Origin of the sequence: Actinophytocola sp., from assembly GCF_035634895.1 — a bacterium.
Classification (GTDB): domain Bacteria; phylum Actinomycetota; class Actinomycetes; order Mycobacteriales; family Pseudonocardiaceae; genus Actinophytocola.
This window is the reverse complement of the sequence record NZ_DASQCC010000108.1, coordinates 1-22,935: the sequence shown is the minus strand read 5'-3', so window position 1 is coordinate 22,935 and position 22,935 is coordinate 1. Positions and strand designations below refer to the sequence as shown.

Below are 22,935 nucleotides of genomic sequence, written 5' to 3'. Positions count from 1 at the left end.
TCTGTACTGGCTAGATTCGCGAACGGGACCTGCCGTACAGCGAGGCGGCGAGTGCGACCGCGACCGCTGCGACGATGATCTGGAAGATGTGCCGCCACCAGTCGATTCCGTCGGTGTCCTTCACGCCGAACGCGCCGGCGATCAGGTTGCCGACCAGGGCTCCGACGATGCCGGCGATGATCGTCAACCAGAACGGGATGTTCTGCCTACCGGGGGCGACGAGCTTGCCCAGTATGCCCAGAACGATACCGGCAATGAGCAGGCCGATGATTGCGCCGACTGACCACATAACCGCTCCTAAGCTGAAACGTTGGTGGCTCAGCAGTACCACCCATCAGCCGGTGTCACACCTCGAGACGCAAGCGTGATCGAGTCGGAACATGACGATGGCCGCGGGCGTCGCCGCGGCCATCGTCGACAAAGAGTCAGAACGCCGACTCGGGCACGTCCATCAGGGAGTTGTCCGCCGACTCGACGATCTTCCGCCCGGCCGACAGCTCGGGCAGCACGTTGCGGGCGAAGAACGTCGCCACGGCGACCTTGCCCTCGTAGAACGCCTTGTCCTTGGTCGCGCCCTCGTCGAGGCGGGCCAGCGCGATCTCGGCCTGGCGCTGGAGCAGCCAGCCGATCAACAGGTCACCGACCGCCATCAGCAGGCGCACGCTGTGCTGCCCGACCTTGTACACGCTCGCCGCCTCGTTCTGCGACGCCGTCAGGTAGCCGATCATCGCGCCCAGCATGCCCTGCACGTCCTCAAGAGCCTGCTTGAGCAGGAGCCGGGACTCCTTCAGCCGGCCGTTGCCGGCCTCCGACTCGATGAACCTCGTGATCTCGCCGGCCACGTGGGTCAGGGCCGCGCCCTTGTCGCGGACGATCTTGCGGAAGAAGAAGTCCATCGACTGGATCGCGGTCGTGCCCTCGTACAGGGAGTCGATCTTCGAGTCGCGGATGTACTGCTCGATCGGGTAGTCCTGCAGGAAGCCGGAGCCGCCCAGGGTCTGCAGGGACTGCGCGAGCTGCTCGTACGCCCGCTCCGACCCCACGCCCTTGACGATCGGCAGCAGCAGGTCGTTCACCCGCTCCGCCAGCTTCTGCGTCTCCTCGCCGCCCTCGCCGGTCCACACCTGGTCCTGGAACGTCGCCGTGTACAGGTACACGGCCCGCAGGCCCTCCGCGTACGCCTTCTGCAACATCAGGCTGCGGCGCACGTCCGGGTGGGCGGTGATCGTCACCCGCGGCGCGGCCTTGTCCAGCATCTGCGTCAGGTCCGCGCCCTGCACGCGGTCCTTGGCGTACTCCAGCGCGTTCAGGTAACCCGTGGACAGCGTCGCGATGGCCTTGGTGCCGACCATCATCCGGGCGTACTCGATGACCTGGAACATCTGCGCGATGCCGTTGTGCACCTCGCCGACCAGCCAGCCCTTCGCGGGCGTGCCGTGCTGGCCGAGCGACAGCTCGCACGTCGTGGACGCCTTGATGCCCATCTTGTGCTCGATGTTCGTCACGAAGGCGCCGTTGCGCTCGCCCAGCTCGCCGGTCTGGCCGTCGAACAGGAACTTCGGCACCACGAACAGCGACAGGCCCTTGGTGCCCGGGCCGTGTCCCTCCGGCCGCGCCAGCACCAGGTGGATGATGTTCTCGGTCAGGTCGTGCTCACCCGAGGTGATGAACCGCTTGACTCCGTCGATGTGCCAGGAGCCGTCCTCCTGCCGGACGGCCTTCGTACGGCCCGCGCCCACGTCGGAGCCCGCGTCGGGCTCGGTCAGCACCATCGTGGCGCCCCAGCCGCGCTCGATCATGAGCTCGCCCCAGCGCTTCTGCTCGTCCGTGCCGTTGCGGTGCAGGACCTGCGCCATGTTCGGGCCGGCCATGTACATGAACAGCGGCGGGTTGGCGCCCAGCATCAGCTCGGCCGCGGACCACTGGACGGTCGGGGGCAGGCCGAGGCCGCCGAGGTCGTCACGGAGGCCGACGCGCCACCAGTCGCCGTCCCACATCAGGTGGTAGGCCTTCTTGAACGACTCGGGCAGCGTCGCGGAGAACGTCTTCGGGTCGTAGGTCGGCGGGTTGCGGTCCGCGTCCACGAACGACTCCGCGAGCGGGCCCGTCGCGAGCCGGTTCAGCTCGGCGAGCACACCGCGCGCGGTGTCCTCGTCGGACTCCGCGAGGACGCCCTTACCGAGCCGCTCCTGGACGTTGAACACCTCGAAGAGGTTGAACTCGAGGTCACGAACGTTGCTCTTGTAGTGGCCCATCTCCTGGCTCCCCTGGCTCTTCGCGGTTCCGCGAACGCTACCGGTCGGTAACATCAGACTATTACCTGCGAGTAGAGCGCGGCAAGGAGACCGGTCGAGCAGGTGGCTTACCGCAGCTCAGCCGGGGGTGTGCATCCCCTCACGTCGACCGTTCGGGAGCCCTCGAACGGGCCATGGCGTCGTCCTCGACGGTCAGCACGCCGGACCGGTACGCCATCGCGACCGCGTGCGTGCGGTCCCGTGAGGCGAGCTTGCGCAGGATGTTCTTGACGTGGGTCCGGATCGTCTCGACGGACACGAACAGCAGGTTGGCGATCGTCTGGTTCTCCAGCCCGTCGGCGATCAGGCGCAGCACCTCGTGCTCACGCTGCGACAGCGGCTGCCGCAGGTTGACCGGCCGGCGCGGCCGGACGACGGACGCGCCGAGGTCGGCGGCCAGCGTGGCGTCCAGGTAACGGCCGCCGGCGTACACCGCCTGGATGGCCTGGACGAGGTGACCGGGCTGGGCGGCGCGCCGGATGACCCCGCGCACGCCGCCGGTCATCGCGCTCGCGACGTACTGGCTGGACAGATGCGCGTCGTCGACCATCAGGACGACACCGTGGGACGCGGACAGCATCCGCGCCAGCTGTCCACGCGGGTCGAGCCCGGCGTCCACCACGACGACGTCCGGCCGCAGCCGCTCACACAGCCGCATGCCGACCGCGGGGTTCTCGGCGGCGCCGATCCAACGCAGTCCCGGCGTGCGGTGGACGATCGCGGCGAGGCCCTCACGGACGAGCGGGACGCCGTCGATGAGCGCGACGCCAGCGGCGCCGGTCGCCGCGCCTCGGTTGGTGTTAGGTGGCATCCCGTCCCTCCAGGGGCTGGCACTTGTCCGGGACTGGGACGACGCCACCGGCACGTTGTGACGCGCTTGTCGGACATCGGTTCGGGATAACGAACTCTTAGCACTCCATGGGGTTACAGGGCTACTCTTAGTGGCACTGTGGAATCCGAGATCGAGCGCAACTCCCAAGACTGGTTCAGGTTCATGGTCGACACCAACCTGGCCCCGGGCTTACGCGCGCTCGGGTTCTTCGGCGTCGGCCGACGCTTCCGGATCGAGGGCCCGCGGCACTGGGGCGAGGTCGCGGTCGAGCAGTCCCGGTCGTTCACGGCCCGCGCGGTCCGGTTCACCCTGCACCTGGGCGTGATGTCGCGCGACGAGTGGGCCGAGCAGCTGCGGGTCCGGCCGTACTACCCCGCGAGCGAGGCGGCGAAGGCCCAGTGGATGGGATGGCAGGCGCCGATCGGCTCGGTGGTGGAGGTGGGTGGCTTCCCCATCGGTGAGCTGTGGTGGGAACTCGAGGTCGGTCGCCCGTTCCAGGCCCTGGCGCGCGAGGTTCTGATGACCGTGCGTCAGCACGCGCTCCCCGCGATGCGGGAGCACATGGACTAGCGCCGGCCTGGCCGGGGCGGTGGAGTCTTCAGTTCCTGGCCAGGAACCTGCGGCAGCGGTGGACGCCGGTGCCGTTGGGGTTCAGCTTGATGCCGTGCCTGGGCTGACCGGCGAACGTGGTCGCGTCCGTGCCGCCCAGCTCGGTGCCGACCATCGGCCATCCGTTGAGGAAGCCCTGGGCCAGGTTGCCGCGGACGGTCAACCGCAGCCGCCCCCAGGTCTGCTCCCGAACGGCGGCGGTGGTGTTCACGTCCAGCTGCGTGGCCGTGCCGGAGACGACCTTGTATAGGCGCAGCGCCGAGCCGCTGTTCTCCAGCGTGAGCAGCAGGTAGGTGTTGGCGCTGACGACCCGGGCGATGAGACCGAACCCGGCCTGGCCCGCGTACCAGAACTCGCCCTCCAGCTCCACGTCCGCGCTGGCGACGTCGACCCAGGCGAGATCGGGTGAGTTGTCGGCGGTGGTCGAGACGGCATTGCCGGTGCTGGCCTGGATTCCGCCGGCGCCGACCACCCACGGCGACCGCAGGGCGCCGTTGGCCTGCGAGAACCCCTCGGTGAACAGCAGCTGGTCGGCGCTGGTGACCACCGCGGTCCGGTCGTCCGGGATGAGGTCGCCGAGCGGGGAGACGCCACCGTCGTCGGCCAGCCAGCCGACGTGGATCCTCGACACGGAGGTGCTCGTCTCGATGCCGAGCGGGCAGATCACGCCGCCGGGGACCTCCAGTGGATGCGCGTACAGCATGCCGATCGGCCCCGAGGCGGGCTGGACCATCGTGGGGCGCGGCGGGAGCCAGGCGGTCTGCGCGGCGCCGGTGTTCCGGCTGCGCACGATGGCCTGCTTGTCGGAGATCCGGCGCGTGACGATCGCCATGGTGCCGGTGCTGAGCCAGACCGCGGCGGGCCGCCCGGTGGCGTCGTCGAAGAGCTGGGCCGGCGTGGACCAGGTGGCGCCGCTGTTGGTGGAGATCGACGAGCCGATCGCGGAGTTGGTGCCGTAGCGGAAGAACATCCAGACCTCGGTACCCCTGGCGACGAGCCAGGGCTCCTGGTAGTGCCGCCCGTCCGTCTGCCCGTTGGCGATCCGGGTGGTGGTCCACGTGGTGCCGCCGTCCGCGGAGGTGGCGAGCCAGCTGGAGTCGAAGGTGTCGCCGTTCGCCTTGCCGTAGAAGGTGGTCAGCAGGTTGGCGCCGACCCGGACGACGGGCGCGCTGATCGCGGCGTAGGGCTGAGCGTCGACGCGGATCTCGCTGCCCCAGGTGACGCCGTCGTCGGTGGAGACGCGGAGGAAGCAGCCGGCCGCCGCGAGAGCCGACGTGGCCTTGAAGTAGGTGAGCCAGGTAGTGCCCCCGTCGGTCGAGACGCACGGGTCCCGGAGGTCGACGCCGGCGGATTCGGTCACCGCGACGGTCGCGGTGCTCCAGGTCCGCCCGTTGTCGGCGGACGTGGAGGTGTGGACGCGGCCGTCACGGGCGTTGACGTGGTCCGACCCCTGCCGCCACACCAGCCGCAGCTGTCCGCTCGGGAACCGGCAGACGCTGGGGAACGCGGCGTACGCCCCGTCCACCCCGACCGGGCGAAACCCGCTGGCACGTACCGATCCCATGAAACCTCCCCAGCTACCTGACTCCATGTAACCAGAAAGATCATCACAGCACCGCCCGAACGGGTGATGCAACGTAATAGAGAGTGAATTCCTCCACCAGAGAACCCGCCAGGGTGGTCCTACGTGGACGAGCGACGCAGCATTCGGGTGATGCCGGCTGCCACGGTGGTCGCCAGGATCCAGCCCGCCGCGATCAGGCCGGCCGTGATCCACTGTGACGCGCCGTCGAAGTGCCAGCGGTTCTTGTGGCCGAAGTCGACGATCGGGACCAGCTGGTCGATCGTGAACAGCACCGGGTTCCACACGAGATGGTCGTCCTTGTTGACCTCGACCGGCGTCGGCTGGGCCGAGAACCACACCGACCCGGCGACCAGCAACGCGAGCAGCCACAGCAGGGCACGCATGGGCCGGTACCCGTAACCGACGATCCAGCGCTGCAGCCAGCTCCACAGCAGCAGGGGCAGGCCGAGGAACCGGTAGCCGTCGGCCAGCGCGGCGTACCGCCATCGCTGCTTGTCGATCAGCACGGTCGACGCGTGCTCCTCGTTGCCGCTGTTGCGGAGCATGGTGGCGAACTGGTCGTACGGTCCCGGCCGGTAGATGTCGCCCATGGCGTTGCGCAGCAGCTTGAGCCGGTGCCTGACCTGCTCGTCGTCGTCCAGCTCGATCGGCTCGGCCAGTGCGTCGTACCGGAAGTCGTGCAGGGAGATGTGGCCGGTCGCGTCCCAGAACGCGTCGTTGTCGGCCAGGGTCGCGCAGCGGGCGTGCCGCAGGTTGACGTGCCCGCGTGGCGCGGCGGCCACGTCGACCCGCAGCTCCTGGGTGATCAGCCCGTACGCGTTGATCGCGGTCTGGGACAGCCGCGAGCCCAGCTCTGCGCCCTGGAAGTTGGTCTGGCGGCCGATCTCGGCACGCCGGACCCGGATCTCGCCGTACGCGGAGAACGGCAGGTCGCCCCGCGCGCACACGAGGTCCCGGCCGATCTGGGCGACGCGCAGGTCCACCGACGGCTTCTGGGACTTGTCCCGGCGGTACCGGCCGGGGTTGACCAGCCGGCTGGACCGCCAGTCGCAGTTGGCGCCGATGCTGGCCTCTGGCAGCAGGACCGAGCCGAACACGACCATGTCACGGGCGTCGAGGTTGCCGCCGGTGGCGAACCGCCTGCCCTCGACCACGTCCCCGTTGCGGTTGGACAGGATCGAGCCGTCGAGCACCACGCTGCCGCGCGCGTTGACGTCGACGAGCCGGACCTGCCCGGCGATCCGGGTCCGCCTGGCGTCGATGCCGCCGCCGACCTCGGTGCCGTCGAGGTGCAGCGCGCGGTAGGCGTAGGGCCCCGGCAGGTTCTTCCCGGTCTGTTCCTCGAACGGCTCCTGCCCGCCGGACAGGTCGACGGTCGCGCCGGACAGGCGCAGCGAGCCGCCGATGCGGGCGTTGACGATCCGCAGCGTGCCGGTGCTGACGAAGTCCTGGTCCAGGACGACGTTGCCGGACACCTGCATGCGATCGGCGATCAACGTGGCACGCTGGTCGAAGAACCGCTGGTTGCCACCGTCGTTGTAGTCGTCGTGCGCGGGCTCCAGCAGCGCGCCGCGCAGCGAGAAGTCGCTGTCGATCCGCGCGCTGGGCAGGTAGAGGCGGCCCGTCGACCGGAACCGGCGCTCGCTCGTCGAGACACACTGGAGGTTGCCGCCGACGTGCAGGCCGTTCCCGTCCAGCGCGTACCCCTCCGGGTTGTCCAGCAGCGCGCCGGAGAGGTTGACGTTGCCGCCGGTGCGCAGGCCGGGGATCCGGACCTGGCCGCGTACCTCGATGTTGGCGGCGAGGAGCGCCCCCGCCAGCTGGAGCCGGTCGGCGTGCAGGGCGTACCCGCCGACGTTGGTCAACCGGGCGCGGGTGAGCTCCAGCGAGCCGCTGACCTCGGCGTCGGTGAGGTCGACGCGGCCTTCCACCCTGGTGCCGCCGACGAGGCGGAGGTCGTTGTCGCTGTAGAGGTTCCGGCCCTCGATGCCGGACAGCCAGCACGAGTCGAACTCGCACCCGGCGAGCTTGGCCTGGCGCAGGTCCGGCGGCTCCTCGAACCGGCAGCGGACGAACTCCAGCAGGTGCGGGAACTCCACGGCCCGCAGGTCGAGCACGCCGACGATGTGCTTGTCCCAGAACCGGAGCACCGGGGGCGTGGCGGCCCGGCGCCGGCCCCAGCCACCGGCCGGACCCCAGCCACCCGACCCCGGCTCGAAGGCGAAGATCTGGCGCACGACCTCGTCGGCCCGCGCTCGCGCCCACTCGGGCGGCTGCGGGTCGAACGGGTCCAGCCTGCGTCCAGGCGGTTCATCGGTCATCGAAAGCCCCTCGCACCGAACAGAAGAAAGGCCAGACACTGCGACGTCACACGTGCACACCCGGTTCCCGCCAGCTCACGTCGTGCTGATCAGCATCGCACGCGCCCGGCGGGACCGGTCCCTCAGAGGCCCGCGAAGTAGCCGGCGGCGGCCGCGACGCCACCGCCCTTGCTCAGTGCGGCCATCAGGGCGATGCGGGCCTTCTGGGCGGACAGGCCCGCGGCGCTGATCGCCCCCATGCTCTCGGCCATGCCGATCTCGGTGGTGTTGGCGCGGGACGCGACGACCACCGGGATGTCCATCTGGATCAGCCCCATGATCGTGCCGAACAGCTCGACCGGGACGTTGCCCTCGCCGGTGCCCTCCAGCACCACGCCCTGGGCGCCGAGGTCGGTCACCATGGTGAGCAGCGAGGCGGGCATCTCCGGGTAGGTCTTGAGCAGCGCGACGTCCGCCTCCGGCTCGCCGCCGGGATGGGGCGGCCGGAACGGCGGCGTGGACGTGAGCCGGGGCCTGCCGTCGACGACGCGACCGAGCAGCGGGTGCGGGGTCGACGCGAAGCCCGCGTTCGTGAGGGTGGCCCAGCGGGCGGCGTGCAGCTCGTCGCCGAAGCAGACCACCGCGCCGGCGCCACGCAGCGCCGGGTCCGCGGCGGCGGCCAGTGACGCGGCGAGGTTGGCCGGGCCGTCGGGGGCGGCGTGGTGCAGTGGGCGCAGCGCACCGGTGAACACGATGCCGCCGCGTGCCGGGCCGGCCATCAGGTCGGCCAGGAACGCGGTCTCCTCCAGCGTGTCCACGCCGTGGGTGACCACGACGCCGGTGAACTCGTCCTCCGCGAGCGCCTTGCGGACACGCCGGGCCAGCGCGAGCTGGGTCGACACCGACGTGTCCCAGGACGGCTCGGCGAGGAAGTCCTCGACGACCACCCGTTCCGGCGGCGGACCGGCGAGCTCCAGCAGCTCACGTCCGGTGGCGACGCCGGCGGCACGGTGGGCGATGAGGTCGCCGGTCGCGATCAGCAGGAGGGTCACCACATGACTATCCACCCGTCTCGGGTGGCGTGCCACGAAAACCGGTATCGCTAGGAGAGAACCTTGCCCAGGAACGACTTCGTGCGCTCGTGCTGCGGGTTGGCGATCACGTCGCGGGGGGTGCCCTTCTCCACCACGACACCGCCGTCCATGAACACCAGCGTGTCGCCGACCTCACGGGCGAAGCCCATCTCGTGGGTGACCACGACCATGGTCATGCCGTCCTCCGCGAGACCGCGCATGACCGTGAGCACCTCGCCGACCAGCTCGGGGTCCAGTGCCGAGGTGGGCTCGTCGAACAGCATCAGCTTCGGTTCCATCGCCAGTGCCCTGGCGATGGCGACGCGTTGCTGCTGGCCGCCCGACAGCTCCCGGGGGTAGGACTTCGCCTTATCCGCGAGGCCGACCCGGTCGAGCAGCGCGAGGGCCCGCTCCCTGGCCGCCGACTTGGCGACACCCTTGACCTGGATGGGCGCCTCCATGACGTTCTCGCACGCCGTCATGTGCGGGAAGAGGTTGAAGCGCTGGAAGACCATGCCGATCTCCCGGCGCTTCGCGGCGACCTCGTTGTCACGCAGCTCGTACAGCTTGTCGCCCTTCTGGCGATACCCGACGAGCTCGCCGTCGACCCAGAGCTTGCCGGCCGTGACCTTCTCCAGGTGGTTGATGCACCGCAGGAAGGTCGACTTGCCGGAGCCGGACGGGCCGATCACGCACATGACCTCGCCGGGCATGACCTCCAGGTCGATGCCCTTGAGGACCTCCAGGCGCCCGAAGTACTTGTGCACGCCCTCGGACCTGACCATGGGAACCGTGGGATCCGTCATGCGAGCCCCGCCTTCGGCCGGCCGAACCCGAAGAACCCGGCCTTGCGGGCGGGCACCGCGCCACGGGAGAACCGGCGCTCGATGAAGTACTGCGCGATCGACAACAGGGAGGTCAGCACCAGGTACCAGATGCTCGCCACGAGGAGCAGCGGGATGTAGAGGTAGTTCTCGCCGTAGATGCGCTGGGCCACGGTGAACAGGTCGCCGACGGCGATCACGCTCGCGAGCGAGGTGGTCTTGAGCATCGAGATGGTCTCGTTGCCGGTCGGCGGGATGATCACCCGCATGGCCTGCGGCAGCACGATCCTGCGGAGGATCCGCAGCCGGGTCATGCCGAGTGCCTCCGCGGCCTCGGTCTGGCCCTGGTCGACCGACAGGATGCCCGCGCGGACGATCTCGGACATGTAGGCGGCCTCGTTGAGCCCGAAGCCGAGGACCGCGCCCGTGAACACCGCGATGAGCGTGTTGGAGTCCCAGAAGAGGAACTCGGGACCGAACGGGATGCCCAGCGAGATCGTCGGGTACAGCGCGCCGATGAAGGACCAGAAGATGACCTGGACCAGGACGGGCGTGCCGCGGAAGAACCACGCGTAGGCCCACGCGACGGTCGACACGATCGGGTTCGGCGAGAGCCGCATGATGGCGATGACGATGCCGAGCACGACGCCGATGATCATCGCGTACACGGTGAGCTCGACCGTCACCAGCAGGCCCTTGAGCACCCGCTCGGCGAAGAGGAACCGCCAGACCACGTCCCAGCGCCACGCCGGGTTGGTGACGAGGCTGTGGACCAGCATCGCCCCGAGTACCAGCAGGACCCCGGCCGCCACCCAGCGGCCGGGGTGCCGTACCGGCACCGCGACGATCTGCTCGGGCCCGGACGCGGGTGCCTCCGCGTCCTTCTGCTCGACGTTCTCGTCTGCGGACATGCTCAGTAGATCGCGCCGTTGATCTTCGGGTCGGAGATGGCGCCGTCGCCCACGCCCCAGTTGTCGAGGATCTTCTTGTAGCTGCCGTCGGTGATGAGCTTCTTGACCGCGCCCTGCACGGCCTCCTTCAGGCCGGCGGCGTCCTTCGGCAGCGCGATGCCGTACGGCGCCGAGTCGGTGTCCTCGCCGGCCTTCTCGAACGCGTCACCGGTCTTCTTCACCGCGTAGTCGACGACCGGGCTGTCCGCCATGTACGCGTCGATGCGGCCGGCCTGGAGCGCGGCGTTGACGTCGGTCTGCTTCGGGAAGCCCTGCGCCTCCGGCGCGTCCTTCTTGGCGTCCTTGCAGGCCTTGACGACCGAGCCCTCGGCGTCCTCCTTGCTCAGCTGGTCGAGCTGGGTGGTGCCGTTCTCCGCGCCGACCTTCTTGCCGCACAGGTCGGTGACGGAGTTGATGTTCTTCGGGTTGCACTTGCGGACCATCGTCGAGGTGCCGGCCTCGAGGTAGGTCACGAAGTCGACGGTCTGCTCGCGTTCCTTGGTGTCGGTGAACGACGACATGCCGACCTCGTACCGCTTGGCCTGGATGCCGGCGAGGATGCCGTCGAACGAGGCGTTGGTGAACTCGGCCTCCAGGCCGAGCGTCTTGGCGATCGCCTTGCCGAGGTCGGCGTCCATGCCGATGATCTCGTCGGAGTCCTCCAGCGTGAACTCGTTCGGCGCGTACGAGGCGTCGGTGGCGATGACGAGCTTGCCGTCGGCCTTGATGGAGGCCGGCACCTGCGCGCCGAGCGCGCTGTCCGCGGCGACGTCGACGGTCAGCGGCTTCGGGTCGGGCAGGTCGGCCGCCTTGCCCGGCGTGCACCCGCTGCCACCACCGCCGTCGCCGGACGGCTTCTCGGTAGAGGCGCCACAGCCGGCCGCGAGCAGGGTCGCGGCGGCGCAGAGCGCGGTCAGCACGGACAGTCGGGTACGGGACACGTCTTCACTCCTCGAGCCTCACGGGTCTGAGTTCAGCGAATCCTGCCATTTGGGAAACGCTCAGCACAGGCTCAGCATGTTACGGACGTGTCACCATGCGCGCGGCCACCCTGTGATCAACGCCGCCACCAGCGCCGTCCACCCGGTCTGGTGAGTCGCGCCGAGCCCCTCGCCCGTGTCGCCGTCGAAGAACTCACTGAACGTGACGTGTTCGCTCCACAGTGGAGAGTCGCTGGCCTCGATCCGCTTGCCGTCCGAGGGCCGGCGGCCGTCCTCACCAGGCAGGAACAGGCCCGCGAGCCGGTTGGCCAGCTCCTCGGCCGCGTGGCCGAGCGGCATCGCCCGGCCCGACCCGGTCGGCAGCTCGACGACGAACTCGCCGTGGTGGAACGCGTCGATCTTGTGCAGCGCCTGGACCAGCAGCGCGTTGGTCGGGAACCAGACCGGGCCGCGCCAGTTGGAGTTGCCGCCGAACATCGGGGTGTGCGACTCGCCCGGTTCGTACCGGACCCAGTGCTGCTGCCCGGCGACGTGCACGTCGAGCCCGTCGCGGTGGGCGGCGGACATCGAGCGGATGCCGTGCGGGGACAGGAACTCGGCCTCGTCGAGCATGCGGGAGAGCACGCGCCGCAGCTTGTCCTCGTCGAGCAGGGACAGCAGCGCGCTGCGCTCGTCGTCCCGGCCGGAACCCGCGCGCCAGTTCACGAACTGCCCGAACTCCGGCTGGTGGTGCAGCAGGTAGTTGAGCCGGGCGGCGAAGTGCGGCAGCTCGGTGAACACCCAGGGCTCCAGCTCGGCGGACGCGAGCACCGGGATGAGGCCGACCATCGAGCGAACCCGGACCGGCGCGGACTCGACCGAGCCGTCACCGTGCGTGCGCGAGACGAGGTCGTAGCAGAACCCGTCATGCTCGTCCCAGATCCCCCGGGACGCGGACCCGAACCGGGCCGAGACCTGGGCGATGGACAGGAAGTGCTCGACGAACTTGGTCGCCACGTCCTCGTACGCCTCGTCGTGCCGGGCGAGCTCCAGTGCGATGCGCATGAGGTGCAGCGCGTAGGTGGCCATCCACGAGGTGGCGTCGGACTGCTCGAACCGCCATCCCTCCGTCAGCCGCTCGGACCGGTTGACCGGGCCGATGTTGTCCATGCCGAGGAAGCCGCCCTCGAACAGGTAGTTGCCCTCCGGGTCCTTGCGGTTGACCCACCACGAGAAGTTGAGCAGCAGCTTGTGGAACACCCGCGCGAGGAACACCCGGTCGCCGGCGCCCGTCCGGTGCCGCTCGGCGAAGTACACCTGCAGCGCGGCCCACGCGTGCACCGGCGGGTTGACGTCGCCGAACTCCCACTCGTAGGCGGGAAGCTGCCCGTCCGGATGCATCATCCACTCGCGACACATCAACAGCAGCTGGTCCTTGGCGAACGCGGGGTCGACCATCGCGAACGGGATCATGTGGAAGGCGAGGTCCCACGCCGCGAACCACGGGTACTCCCACTCGTCCGGCATGGACAGCACGTCCGCGACGTCGAGGTGACGCCAGTGGACGTTGCGTGCGCCGGGCCGGACCCGCTCGGCCGGCACCGGCGGGTTGGCCGGGTCGCCCTCGAGCCAGTGGCGCAGGCGGAACCGGTAGATCTGCTTCGTCCACAGTAGACCGGCGAGTGCCCGGCGCACGACGGTCCGCTCCTGCTCGTCCTGGTTGGGGATGACGGAGGCGTAGAACTCGTCGGCCTCCTTGCGGCGCTGGGCGATGGTGTTGCGGAAGGTGCGGCCGAACGCGCGTCCGTGGCCGTTCCCGGCGATGAGGCGGAGGCTGACCGACACCTCCTCGCCGGGTGCGACCGACGGGAAGTGGTACCAGGCCGCGGCTTTCGTGCCGGGCTGGGACGCGCTGCCCGGTTCGACGACCTGGCAGGCGTCCGCGACGCCGCGCACGACGTGGTCGTCGATGCCGGCTTTCGTGTAGCGGCTCGGGTTGCGGCCGCGGCCGAAGAGCGTCATCTCGTCGGTCTCGTTGTCGGTGACGAGCATGGTCGGGTTGCCGCTGGCCTGCAGCGTGTACCGGCCGATGCGGGAGTGCTCCGCGACGACCCGCGTCCAGCCCTGCGCGGTGGAGGCGATGAGCGCGGGCCTGCGCGCGTCGCGGCCCCATGACCAGGTGTTGCGGAACCACAGCTGCGGCAGCAGGTGCAGTGGTCTCGCCTCCGGCCCTCGGTTGACGGCGGTGATCTCGATGCAGAGGTCGTCCGCGGCGGCCTTGGCGTAGCTGACCCGGACGTCGAAGAACCGGTTGCCGGCGAGGACACCGGTGTCGGCGAGCTCCGGCTCGCGTTCGTCCCGGCGCGTCCCGGCGGCACGGGCACGCAGTTCCCTGTAGGGGTAGGCGGCCTGCGGGTAGCGGTAGAGGACGCTCATCCAGGAGTGGGTCGGCGTGCCGTCGAGCACCCACCAGTGCTCCTTGACGTCCTCGCCGTGGTTGCCCTCGCCGTTGGTGAGGCCGAAGTACCGCTCCTTCAGGATCTCGTCCTGCCCGTTCCACATGGCGACGGCGAAGTTGAGGAAGCCGTGCCGGTCGCAGATGCCGGCGATGCCGTCCTCGCCCCAGCGGTAGGCCCGCGACCGGGCGTGCTCGAAGGTGAAGTAACCCCAGGCGTCGCCGGCGGGCGAGTAGTCCTCGCGGACCGTTCCCCACTGTCGTGCGGCCAGGTAGGGCCCCCAGAACCGCCAGGGCGAGTTCATCTCCGCCGATGCGGCCAACCGATCGTGTTCAGCTGTACGGCTGGAGCCCATGGCACTCATGATGCCGGTTGCCGGAAGCGTGCACCTTGAGTATTGGTATGTCGTGTTCGAAATCGCCGTCTCGCCGCTTTTCAGCCTGTTGCAGGCGGCGAGTCTCGGACAGCCACACGCGATCCTCGCCGGCGGTGAGCGGTACTTCTCCCACCGGTCCGCCGGGCCCGCGGACCGGGTCGTCCAACAGGAACTCAAGGAGGCCGGGCTCGGCGAGAAGCGGGACTACCTGGAGTTCGTGGAGCTCGTGACGGTCGTGCAGCGGGCGGCCGTCGAGTTCTACGGGTGGGTCGCGGGGGTCGACGGGGACTACGGGGTGCTCGTCGCCTCGCTCGGCCGTCGGGCCGTCTGTCTCGTGCGGCGCGGGGACTGTGTCCGGTTCACCCGCTGTGCTGCCGACCGGATGGTGGAGACGCTCGTCGGGCGGCTGCCCGACGTCGCCGCCGCGGATGGCGGCTCGATCACGGTCGGTCATGACGAGTTCCATGCGGTGCCGGGTGGTCTCATGCGGCGCTCCACCACCCGGCCCGACGGGGCGCGGCGGCTCGACGCCCTGCTCGACACCCGGCGCCTGCACATCGCCAAGCTGTACGCGGCCAGGCGCGACGACGACGGGAACCGCCGGCGGTCCGAGCAGTGGGTCTCGGTGCTCGATCTGGTCGACGGGCGGTGGGTGCTGGGTGTCACGCAGGCCCGGCACGAGAGGTGGATCAGTGCCGGGCCCGGGACTCCCCGGGTGATCGCCGGGCGGCTAGGTGCGCTGGCGCGATCGATACGTTGACGCCACGAACACCACCGCGAGCCCCACGTACAACCACATCGCCGCCGGCAGGCCCGCCTTGTCCGCCAGCAGGCCCGTCACCAGCGGCGCCGTCACGCCGAGCTGAGCGATCGCCTCCGCCACCGCGGACGTCGTGCCCACCTGTCCCGGCCGCAGGGTCATGTACCTGGCCTGCAGGATGATCCACGCGAGGTTCACCGCCGCGCCCACCAGTGCCATGGCCACCGCGCCCGTCACCGGGTTGGGCACCGCCACCAGCAGCAAGACGCCGGCGGCCAGCACCAGCGCACACGCACGCAGGCTTACCCGCCGCCCCGTGGTCCGGCTCGCCCAGGCCGCCGCGGCGACGCCGCCCGCCATGCCGGCGCCCGTCGCGACCGTGGCCAACAGCGGGGACAGGTCGTCGTTGACCAGGTAGGCCGTCGCGAAGCCGACGAACGTGTCGTCGAACGCGACGATCACCGCCACCAGCAGGCCCGCCACGACCACCCGGCGGTCGCGGGCCACCGCCAGCAACGCCCCCAGCGCGCTCTGCTCCTCCTCGGGAGGGGACGGTCTGGGCAGTGGGCGGGTCGCCAGGGTCAGTCCGTACGCCACCATCGCGAAGCCCGCGGCCCAGAACGCGGCGCGCCAGCCCAGACCCGTCCACAGCGCGCCGGCGAGCAGCACCGGGCCGGCGAGGTCGCCGACCGCGCCGAGCAGGTTCGCCCGTGCCAGCGCGGGTTCCGCGTTGTCGCCGGCCACCTCCACCAGCGACACCTCGGCCGACTGGACCAGCAGGTCGCCGAGCGTGCCCATCACGCACACGGCCGCGAACAGGGTCCAGAAGTTCCCGGCGAGGGCGAACAGGCACAGGCCCAGGCCGTAACCGGCACCGCCGACGGCGGCCAGCAGTCGACGGTTGGCCCGGTCGACCAGCACGCCGAACGGCGTCATGAGCAGACCGATGCCCGGGTACAGGAACAGCAGGAAACCGGCCTGGCCGTACGTCAGATGGACGTCGGCACGAATCGACTCGACCGCCGCGTAGGGAAGGTAGGCGACCGTCTCGTCGAAGAAACGCACGAGCAGCAGCGACGCCACCAGCGTCGCCGGCACCCGAGGTGCGAGGTCAGATCAATGTCGGAACATGCTCATGGCCCGGATCCTAGCCTCGGAGGTGCTCGGCGACGACAGTTTATCGCCTGCGACCTGGCTACCGGTCAGGCCTGGTTGGCCCGGGCGTGGGCGTCGAGAAGCAGTGCCACCGACTCCGTCACCCGCTTCGCCTGGGGGATGTGCAGCCACTCGTCCGGTACGTGGGGATTGCTGTCGTTGGCCAGGGCACCCGTGACCACGAACTGGGCGGCCGGGTACGCCTCGCCCAGCGAACCCATGAACGGGATCGAGCCGCCCAGCCCCAACGTCAGCCACTGGCTGCCGTCGAAGACCGCCGTGCTCACCTCGTCCAGGGCCGCTTGCAGCCAGGGTGCGGTCGGCGGTGCGTTCCAGCCCGGCCCAGTCTCCTGGCGCGACAGTGTCACGTTCGCGCCGTACGGCACGTCGGTCGTCAGCGCCCGTTCCACCGCGGCGAGTGCGACCGCGGGATCGGTCAGCGGCGGCAGGCGGAAGCTCAGCGTCAGCGTCGTGAACGGCCGCAGGACGTTGCCCGCCTCCTCCGGCAGCGGCAGGCCCGCGCCGCCGATCACCGACAGCGTCGGCCGCCACGCGTTGTTGGCCATCAGCTCGTAGTCGTCGTCCGACGCCGGGGACATGCGGTCCACCAGGGGGAACGCCGACCTGGCCGCACCGGGGGCCAGGTCGGTGAAGGCCTTCATCTCGGCGGCTCGGTCCGCGGGGATGTCGCCGTGCAGCTCCGGCAGCAGGATCTCGCCGGTCCGGGCGTCCTCGATGCGGTCCAGCAGCTGCCGAAAGATCCGGAACGAGCTCGGCACGATCCCGCTCGCCGAACCCGAGTGCTGCCCCGAGTCGAGCACCGTCACGGTCGCGGTCACCGAGCACAGGCCACGCAGCGACGTCGTCAACCACAGGCGTTCGTAGTCCTGGCCGCCCGAGTCGAGGCACACCACCAGTGAGATGTCACCAAGCCGGTCCCGGTACTCCGCCAGGTACGCGTCCAGGTCCGGGCTACCCGACTCCTCGGACGTCTCCAACAGCACCAGGCAGCGCGCGTGCTCGCCGCCCGCCGCCCGCACGGCCTCGATCGCGGTCGTCGCCGCGTACCCCGAGTAGCCGTCGTCCGCCGCGCCGCGCCCGTACAGCCGGTCGCCGCGGATCACCGGGGTCCACGGGCCGAGGCCGGGTGACCAGCCGCCCACCGGCGGCTGCTTGTCCAGGTGGCCGTAGAGCAGCACCGTGCCACCGTCGGCCGGCATGCCCTCGGTCGCGGGCACGTCAAGGAGCACCACCGGCGTCCGGCCGGGCAGCCGGAGGATCTCCACCGTCGCGCCGGGCAGGTCCCGCGCGGCCAACCAGGCACGCAGGTGCTCGGCTGCCGCGTCCAGGTGACCGGAGGCGGCCCAGTTCGTGTCGAACATGACGGAGACGGCCGGAATCCTCACCAGATCGGACAGGCTCGGCAGGATGTCCGAGTCCCAGGTCCGGTCGACGGAGGTGCGCACCTGAACGTTGTCCACCCCCGCGATACTGCCACTACCATGGACAGTGACGTAGATCACTCGGTTGGGTGCATTGGTCGGCCACACGGCCTGGCACTCGACCGTAGGAGGTGGTCACGCTGGACTTGGGCGCCGCCACGTGAACGCCCAAATGTCGGTTGTCCTACGGTTTCCCCAGCTCAGCGGGCTACTACCCGGCAACTGCCGACGTTCGGGCCTCACCGCCGCACCGAGTCGCATGCCAGGATGGAGCCCGAAAACCGTCAGCGCCAGCGGCGGGAGACAACCACCCCACCCGGGCCGGTGACCGCCGATGGCGCGGCCGCGTGCGGACGCCACAAGCGAACGCCCGGCGTCGACACCACATAGGAGAACGCATGTCGTCCCCAGAACAGTGGACGCACCCGGAACCCGGCGTCGGGCCGGCCGCCACCGCGGCCTCGCCGACGGCAGAGCAGGTGATCGCGGGCTTGCGAGCGACAAGTGAGGGTGGCCCGGAGCTGGTGCAGCTCCTCACGCCAGAGGGTGAGCGGGTACCCGACGCCGAATGGGACCCGTACGTGGCCGACGTGACGGCCGAGGACCTGCGGAACCTCTACCGCGACATGGTCCTCACCCGCCGCGTCGACCGCGAGGCCAACGCGCTGCAGCGCCAGGGCCAGCTGGGCATCTGGGTGCCGCTGCTCGGCCAGGAGGCCGCGCAGATCGGCTCGGGCAGAGCGATGAAACCGCAGGACATGGCGTTCCCGAGCTACCGGGAGCACGGTGTCGCGTGGACGCGCGGGGTCCGGCCGACCGAGCTGCTCGGCATCTTCCGCGGCACCGACCACGGCTCCTGGGACCCGATCGAGAAGCGCTTCCACCTCTACACGATCGTCATCGGCAACCAGGTGCTGAACGCCGCCGGCTACGCCATGGGGCAGCGGTTCGAGGGCAAGGTCGGCGACGACGACGGCGAGGCCACGATCGTCTACTTCGGCGACGGCGCCACCTCGCAGGGCGACGTGCACGAGGGCTTCGTGTGGGCCTCGGTGTACGACGCGCCGCTCGTGTTCTTCTGCCAGAACAACCAGTGGGCCATCTCCGAGCCCACCGAACGCCAGTCCCGGCTGCCGCTCTACCAGCGCGCCCGCGGCTACGGCTTCCCCGGCATCCGCGTGGACGGCAACGACGTGCTCGCGACCCTCGCGGTCTCCCGCTGGGCGCTCGACCAGTGCCGCCACGGCAACGGCCCCGTCCTCATCGAGGCGTACACGTACCGCATGGACGCCCACACCACCACCGACGACCCGACCCGCTACCGGCTGTCGGACGAGCTTGAGGCGTGGAAGCTGAAGGACCCGATTGAGCGAGTACGGGTGAACCTGGTCCGCCACGAGCACGCCGAGAGCGAGTTCTTCGACCAGGTCCAGGCCGAGTCCGACGAGCTCGCCGCGGAGCTGCGCGAGTTCTGCCAGAACATGCCGTCGCCCGACCTGTCGCGGATCTTCTCCCAGGTCTACGAGGAGGCCAGCCCCGCGCTGGACCGCCAGCGCGACGACTTCCTGGAGTACGCGGCCGGCTTCGCGGAGCGAACGCCCGGGCACGGCGCGGGAGGGAAGCACTGATGGCGGCGCCAGTCATGGACAAGTCCGAGCAGAAGGCCGGCACTCAGACCGTCACGCTGGGCAAGGCGTTGAACCTCGGTCTTCGTGCCGCCATGGAGGCGGACCCGAAGGTCATCATCATGGGCGAGGACGTCGGCAAGCTCGGCGGCGTCTTCCGCATCACCGACGGGTTGCAGAAGGACTTCGGCGAGCAGCGCGTGCTCGACACGCCGCTGGCCGAGTCCGGCATCATCGGCACGGCCGTCGGCCTCGCCATCCGCGGGTTCCGGCCGGTCTGCGAGATCCAGTTCGACGGGTTCGTCTACCCCGCGTTCGACCAGATCGTGTCGCAGGTGGCGAAGCTGCACTTCCGCAGCCAGGGCAAGGTCAACCTGCCCCTCGTGATCCGGATCCCGTTCGGCGGCGGCATCGGCGCGGTCGAGCACCACTCCGAGTCCCCGGAGTCCTACTTCGCGCACACCGCGGGCCTGAAGGTCGTCGCGTGCTCGAACCCGGTCGACGCCTACTGGATGATCCAGCAGGCCATCCGCTGCGACGACCCGGTGGTGTTCTTCGAGCCGAAGCGGCGGTACTACGAGAAGGCGGAGCTGGACTTCCACGACTCGCCCGCCCCGCTGTTCTCCTCGCGCGTGCTGCGCACGGGTTCGCACGCCACGATCGCCACATACGGGCCGATGGTCAAGACCTGCCTGGAGTCGGCGGCCGCGGCCGCCGAGGAGGGCACGGAGCTCGAGGTCATCGACCTCCGTGGGCTCTCGCCGATGGATCTGACGCCGGTGTACGAGTCGGTGCGCAGGACCGGGCACCTGGTCGTGGTCGCCGAGGCGCCGTCGGAGGCGTCGCTGACCTCGGAGATCGCCGCTCGCGTCCAGGAGGAGTGCTTCTACTCGCTTGAGGCGCCCGTCCTGCGGGTCACCGGGTTCGACACGCCCTACCCGCCGTCGAAGCTCGAGGAGGAGTTCCTCCCCGACCTCGACCGGGTGCTGGACGCCGTCGACCGCTCCCTGGGCTGGTGAGGCATGCCTGACTTCAAGGTGTTCCCGCTGCCCGACACGGCGGAGGGCCTGGTCGACGCCGAGATCCTGACCTGGCACATCAAGCCGGGCGACGAGGTCGCGGTCAACCAGATCATCGTCGAGATCGAGACGGCGAAGGCGGCGGTCGAGCTGCCCTGCCCGTGGGCGGGCGTGGTAACCGAGCTGCACGCGCAGCCGGGGCAGACCGTCAACGTCGGGGAGCCGATCCTGACGATCGACGTCGATCCGGGTGGTGCCGCCGCGCCGGCGGCGCAGGCCGAGACGAACGGCCAGGCCATGCTCGTCGGCTACGGCCCGAAGGCCTCGGCGGGTAAGCGGCGGGCCCGCAAGGACGCCGCGGCCGCGACGGTCGCGTCGCCGGCACCGCCCGCACCGACTGTCGCGCCGGCTCAGCCGGTCGTGGAGCCGATCACGGTGCCCGACTCGCCCGCGGCGCTGCTGGCGCCGTCCACGCTGGTGCCGCTGGCGAAGCCGCCGGTCCGCAAGCTGGCCAAGGACCTCGGCGTGGACCTCCGGTCGCTGGCCAGCTCGGGGGTGATCACCCGCGAGGACGTGCGGCGGGCGGCCGAGGAACCCGCCGCCGCGCCGGTGGTCCCGGCCGGTGCGCGGGAGCGTCGGGTCCCGGTCAAGGGTGTGCGCAAGATGACCGCGCAGGCCATGGTCGGGAGCGCCTTCACCGCTCCGCACGTCACGGAGTTCCTGACCATCGACGTCACGCCGATGATGGAGCTGCGGGCGCGGCTGAAGTCGCACCCCGCGTTCCGCGACGTGAAGATCACCCCGCTGACGTTCGCCGCGAAGGCCGTGTGCCTCGCGGCCAGGCGGACCCCGGACGTGAACGCCTCCTGGGCCGGCGAGGAGATCGTCTACAAGGACTACGTGCATCTGGGTATCGCGGCCGCCACGCCGCGTGGGCTGGTGGTGCCGAAGGTCCGGGACGCGGACGCGATGTCCCTGCGGGAACTGGCGGTCGCACTGGAGCGGCTGACGGTCACCGCGCGGGAGGGTAAGACGACGCCGGCCGACATGCTGAACGGCACGATCACCATCACGAACGTCGGCGTCTTCGGCGTCGACACCGGCACGCCGATCATCAACCCCGGCGAGTCCGCGATCCTGGCGTTGGGCGCGATCAAGGACATGCCATGGGTGGTCGACGGCGAGATCAGGGTGCGCAAGGTGTGCCAGCTGTCGCTGAGCTTCGACCACCGGGTGGTCGACGGGCAGCAGGGCTCAGAGTTCCTCGCGGACGTCGGCGCGATCCTTGCCGACCCCGCCATGGCCATCACGTACTGACGGCAGGTCGAAGTAGTTGATGAGGTTCGCGGCGAACGCGATGTCGCCGCGAACCCTCACCCTGCCGCGCATGAAGAGCATGGCGACGTGGACACCGCCGGTGACCACGCGCAGGAAGTCCGCGGGCGCGAGGGTGATCGTCACACGCGGGTCGGTGGTCGGCTCCCGGCCGGACCTGCACGTGCCGTGCGCGATGACGGTCTCGAAGCGGTCGTGATCGCCGGTGGTGGTGAAGCGCCAGTGCACCACCGCGTCGAGGGTCGCCGCCTTCTTCGTGTCGAGGTGCTCGCTCATCCGGCGGAAGACCTCGTCGTACACGACGTGACGCAGGTGCGGGTGCGCCATGAGGTCGGCGAGCTGCGCGGCTGACGCGCGGGAGACGAACCACACGAACGTGTCCGTGCGCATGGCGGCCAGGTTGATGCCCGTCCCGGCGCGGCCGAGCATGTCCAGGGTGTCGATGAGCTGCACGAACTGCCGCTCGTCGAGCAGCTCGGGATCGACGGCGCGGGCGAACGCGTCGATGTCCACTGTGCTCACAACCACCGGTTCGCCCGTCATCGAAGCGGCCCGGCTGCGTCTGAATCGCATAGGCCACCATAGCTACTCGCGGGTAACCCTACGTGCGGGTCGGTTACGCTGGCACGGGTTTCGTCTTGGTGGTGGGGAGGATCGGTGACCGTGGAAGAGCGGCGGCGAGTCAGGCGGCTCCCGCGTGAGGTCCGGGAGCGGCAGATCCTCGACGCGGCGGTCACGGTGTTCGCCGAACGCGGCTACCACGACGCGTCGATGGACGAGATCTCCGACGTGGCCGGGGTCTCAAAGCCGATGATCTACGCCTACCTCGGCTCGAAGGAGGACCTGTTCGCGGCCTGCATCCACCGCGAGGCCACCAGGCTGCTGGCGGCCATCGCGACCGGGGTGCGGGCAGAGCTGGCGCCGGACATGCAGCTGTGGCACGGGTTGGCGGCGTTCTTCGAGTACGTCGGCACGCACCGGGAGAGCTGGCGGGTCATCCACCGACAGTCGATCACGCAGGGCGGACCGTTCTCGGACGAGCTGCTGGCGATGCGCCGCCAGGCGATCAGCCTGGTGGACACGCTGCTGGTACGGGTGGCGACGAAGGAAGGGCTGGACGACAACGCGACGGAGTCGCTGGCGGCGGCGTTGGTGGGGGCCGCGGAGTCGCTGGCGGACTGGTGGCTCGACAACCCGGAGGTGCCGAGCCGGGTCGTCGCGTCCCGCCTGATGAACCTGGCGTGGATGGGGTTCAGCGGCCTGATGCAGGACTCGACCTGGCACCCCGGCGAGGGCTAGGAGACCCGGCCCGCCAGGTGTGGTTTGCCGGTGCTGGCGTCGGTCAGGGTGAAGTCCCAGCCCGAGCGGTGTTCCGCCGCG

General features: G+C 70.1%; 19 protein-coding genes. 6 read left to right on the top strand and 13 right to left on the bottom strand.

Translation table 11 applies throughout. The features are described 5' to 3' along the window. Nucleotides 1-10: 10 nt before the first annotated feature. The 3 genes from VET29_RS15550 to VET29_RS15540 all read right to left on the bottom strand — a co-directional run bounded on the left by VET29_RS15550 (nt 11) and on the right by VET29_RS15540 (nt 3,105). A complete protein-coding gene (locus tag VET29_RS15550) occupies nt 11-289 on the bottom strand; it encodes a GlsB/YeaQ/YmgE family stress response membrane protein (protein WP_324920592.1) in 279 nt (92 codons plus the stop codon). Between the two features lie 136 nt (nt 290-425). Then, the gene (locus tag VET29_RS15545) at nt 426-2,255 is read right to left on the bottom strand and encodes an acyl-CoA dehydrogenase (RefSeq protein WP_324920590.1); all 1,830 of its coding nucleotides are present in this window, start codon (nt 2,253-2,255) and stop codon (nt 426-428) included. A gap of 139 nt (nt 2,256-2,394) precedes the next feature. Then, nucleotides 2,395-3,105: a response regulator transcription factor gene (locus VET29_RS15540; protein WP_324920588.1), complete on the bottom strand. Its 711-nt coding sequence runs from the start codon at nt 3,103-3,105 to the stop codon at nt 2,395-2,397. Nucleotides 3,106-3,288: 183 nt separating this feature from the next. Here VET29_RS15540 and VET29_RS15535 point away from each other — a divergent pair, with 183 nt between their 5' ends. Beyond that, complete coding sequence (locus VET29_RS15535; RefSeq protein ID WP_324920586.1) at nt 3,289-3,696, top strand: DUF4304 domain-containing protein; 408 nt, start codon at nt 3,289-3,291, stop codon at nt 3,694-3,696. A gap of 28 nt (nt 3,697-3,724) precedes the next feature. Here VET29_RS15535 and VET29_RS15530 read toward each other — a convergent pair whose 3' ends face one another. The 7 genes from VET29_RS15530 to VET29_RS15500 all read right to left on the bottom strand — a co-directional run bounded on the left by VET29_RS15530 (nt 3,725) and on the right by VET29_RS15500 (nt 14,147). After that, a complete protein-coding gene (locus tag VET29_RS15530) occupies nt 3,725-5,299 on the bottom strand; it encodes an exo-alpha-sialidase (protein ID WP_324920584.1) in 1,575 nt (524 codons plus the stop codon). Between the two features lie 119 nt (nt 5,300-5,418). Continuing rightward, nucleotides 5,419-7,641: a hypothetical protein gene (locus VET29_RS15525; protein ID WP_324920581.1), complete on the bottom strand. Its 2,223-nt coding sequence runs from the start codon at nt 7,639-7,641 to the stop codon at nt 5,419-5,421. 122 nt (nt 7,642-7,763) lie between these two features. After that, nucleotides 7,764-8,672: an asparaginase domain-containing protein gene (locus tag VET29_RS15520; RefSeq protein WP_324920579.1), complete on the bottom strand. Its 909-nt coding sequence runs from the start codon at nt 8,670-8,672 to the stop codon at nt 7,764-7,766. 50 nt (nt 8,673-8,722) lie between these two features. Continuing rightward, the gene (locus VET29_RS15515) at nt 8,723-9,499 is read right to left on the bottom strand and encodes an amino acid ABC transporter ATP-binding protein (protein WP_324920577.1); all 777 of its coding nucleotides are present in this window, start codon (nt 9,497-9,499) and stop codon (nt 8,723-8,725) included. Further along, nucleotides 9,496-10,428: an amino acid ABC transporter permease gene (locus VET29_RS15510; protein ID WP_324920575.1), complete on the bottom strand. Its 933-nt coding sequence runs from the start codon at nt 10,426-10,428 to the stop codon at nt 9,496-9,498. Before VET29_RS15510 ends, VET29_RS15515 begins: the two co-directional genes overlap by 4 nt. A gap of 2 nt (nt 10,429-10,430) precedes the next feature. Beyond that, nucleotides 10,431-11,408 carry an ABC transporter substrate-binding protein gene (locus tag VET29_RS15505; RefSeq protein WP_324920573.1) on the bottom strand — a complete coding sequence of 326 codons (978 nt, stop codon included), beginning with the start codon at nt 11,406-11,408 and terminating at the stop codon, nt 10,431-10,433. A gap of 90 nt (nt 11,409-11,498) precedes the next feature. Beyond that, the gene (locus VET29_RS15500) at nt 11,499-14,147 is read right to left on the bottom strand and encodes an MGH1-like glycoside hydrolase domain-containing protein (RefSeq protein ID WP_324920570.1); all 2,649 of its coding nucleotides are present in this window, start codon (nt 14,145-14,147) and stop codon (nt 11,499-11,501) included. 103 nt (nt 14,148-14,250) lie between these two features. On the opposite strand from VET29_RS15500, the gene VET29_RS15495 reads away from it, so the two are divergent. After that, nucleotides 14,251-14,979: an ESX secretion-associated protein EspG gene (locus VET29_RS15495; protein WP_324920568.1), complete on the top strand. Its 729-nt coding sequence runs from the start codon at nt 14,251-14,253 to the stop codon at nt 14,977-14,979. Here VET29_RS15495 and VET29_RS15490 read toward each other — a convergent pair. Together VET29_RS15490 and VET29_RS15485 are read right to left on the bottom strand one after the other, a co-directional pair. After that, entirely contained in the window at nt 14,950-16,077 is a 1,128-nt protein-coding gene (locus VET29_RS15490; RefSeq protein ID WP_324920565.1) for an MFS transporter, read from the bottom strand. The genes VET29_RS15495 and VET29_RS15490 overlap by 30 nt on opposite strands. A 104-nt stretch (nt 16,078-16,181) precedes the next feature. After that, nucleotides 16,182-17,615, bottom strand: a complete 1,434-nt coding sequence (locus VET29_RS15485) for a M20/M25/M40 family metallo-hydrolase (RefSeq protein ID WP_324920563.1) — start codon at nt 17,613-17,615, stop codon at nt 16,182-16,184. Nucleotides 17,616-17,974: 359 nt separating this feature from the next. Between VET29_RS15485 and pdhA the strand changes: the two genes are divergently transcribed. Genes pdhA through VET29_RS15470 form a run of 3 tightly spaced genes read left to right on the top strand, consistent with a single transcriptional unit; the run spans nt 17,975 to nt 21,537 of the window. After that, the gene (pdhA, locus tag VET29_RS15480) at nt 17,975-19,204 is read left to right on the top strand and encodes a pyruvate dehydrogenase (acetyl-transferring) E1 component subunit alpha (RefSeq protein WP_324920561.1); all 1,230 of its coding nucleotides are present in this window, start codon (nt 17,975-17,977) and stop codon (nt 19,202-19,204) included. Next, nucleotides 19,204-20,220 carry an alpha-ketoacid dehydrogenase subunit beta gene (locus VET29_RS15475; RefSeq protein ID WP_324920559.1) on the top strand — a complete coding sequence of 339 codons (1,017 nt, stop codon included), beginning with the start codon at nt 19,204-19,206 and terminating at the stop codon, nt 20,218-20,220. The genes pdhA and VET29_RS15475 overlap by 1 nt, the downstream gene beginning before the upstream one ends. A 3-nt stretch (nt 20,221-20,223) precedes the next feature. Next, entirely contained in the window at nt 20,224-21,537 is a 1,314-nt protein-coding gene (locus VET29_RS15470; protein ID WP_324920558.1) for a dihydrolipoamide acetyltransferase family protein, read from the top strand. Here the strand turns inward: VET29_RS15470 and VET29_RS15465 are convergent. Then, nucleotides 21,475-22,077: an SCP2 sterol-binding domain-containing protein gene (locus tag VET29_RS15465; RefSeq protein WP_324920556.1), complete on the bottom strand. Its 603-nt coding sequence runs from the start codon at nt 22,075-22,077 to the stop codon at nt 21,475-21,477. The genes VET29_RS15470 and VET29_RS15465 overlap by 63 nt on opposite strands. A 135-nt stretch (nt 22,078-22,212) precedes the next feature. Here VET29_RS15465 and VET29_RS15460 point away from each other — a divergent pair, with 135 nt between their 5' ends. Then, a complete protein-coding gene (locus VET29_RS15460) occupies nt 22,213-22,854 on the top strand; it encodes a TetR/AcrR family transcriptional regulator (protein ID WP_324920554.1) in 642 nt (213 codons plus the stop codon). Nucleotides 22,855-22,935 lie beyond the last annotated feature (81 nt).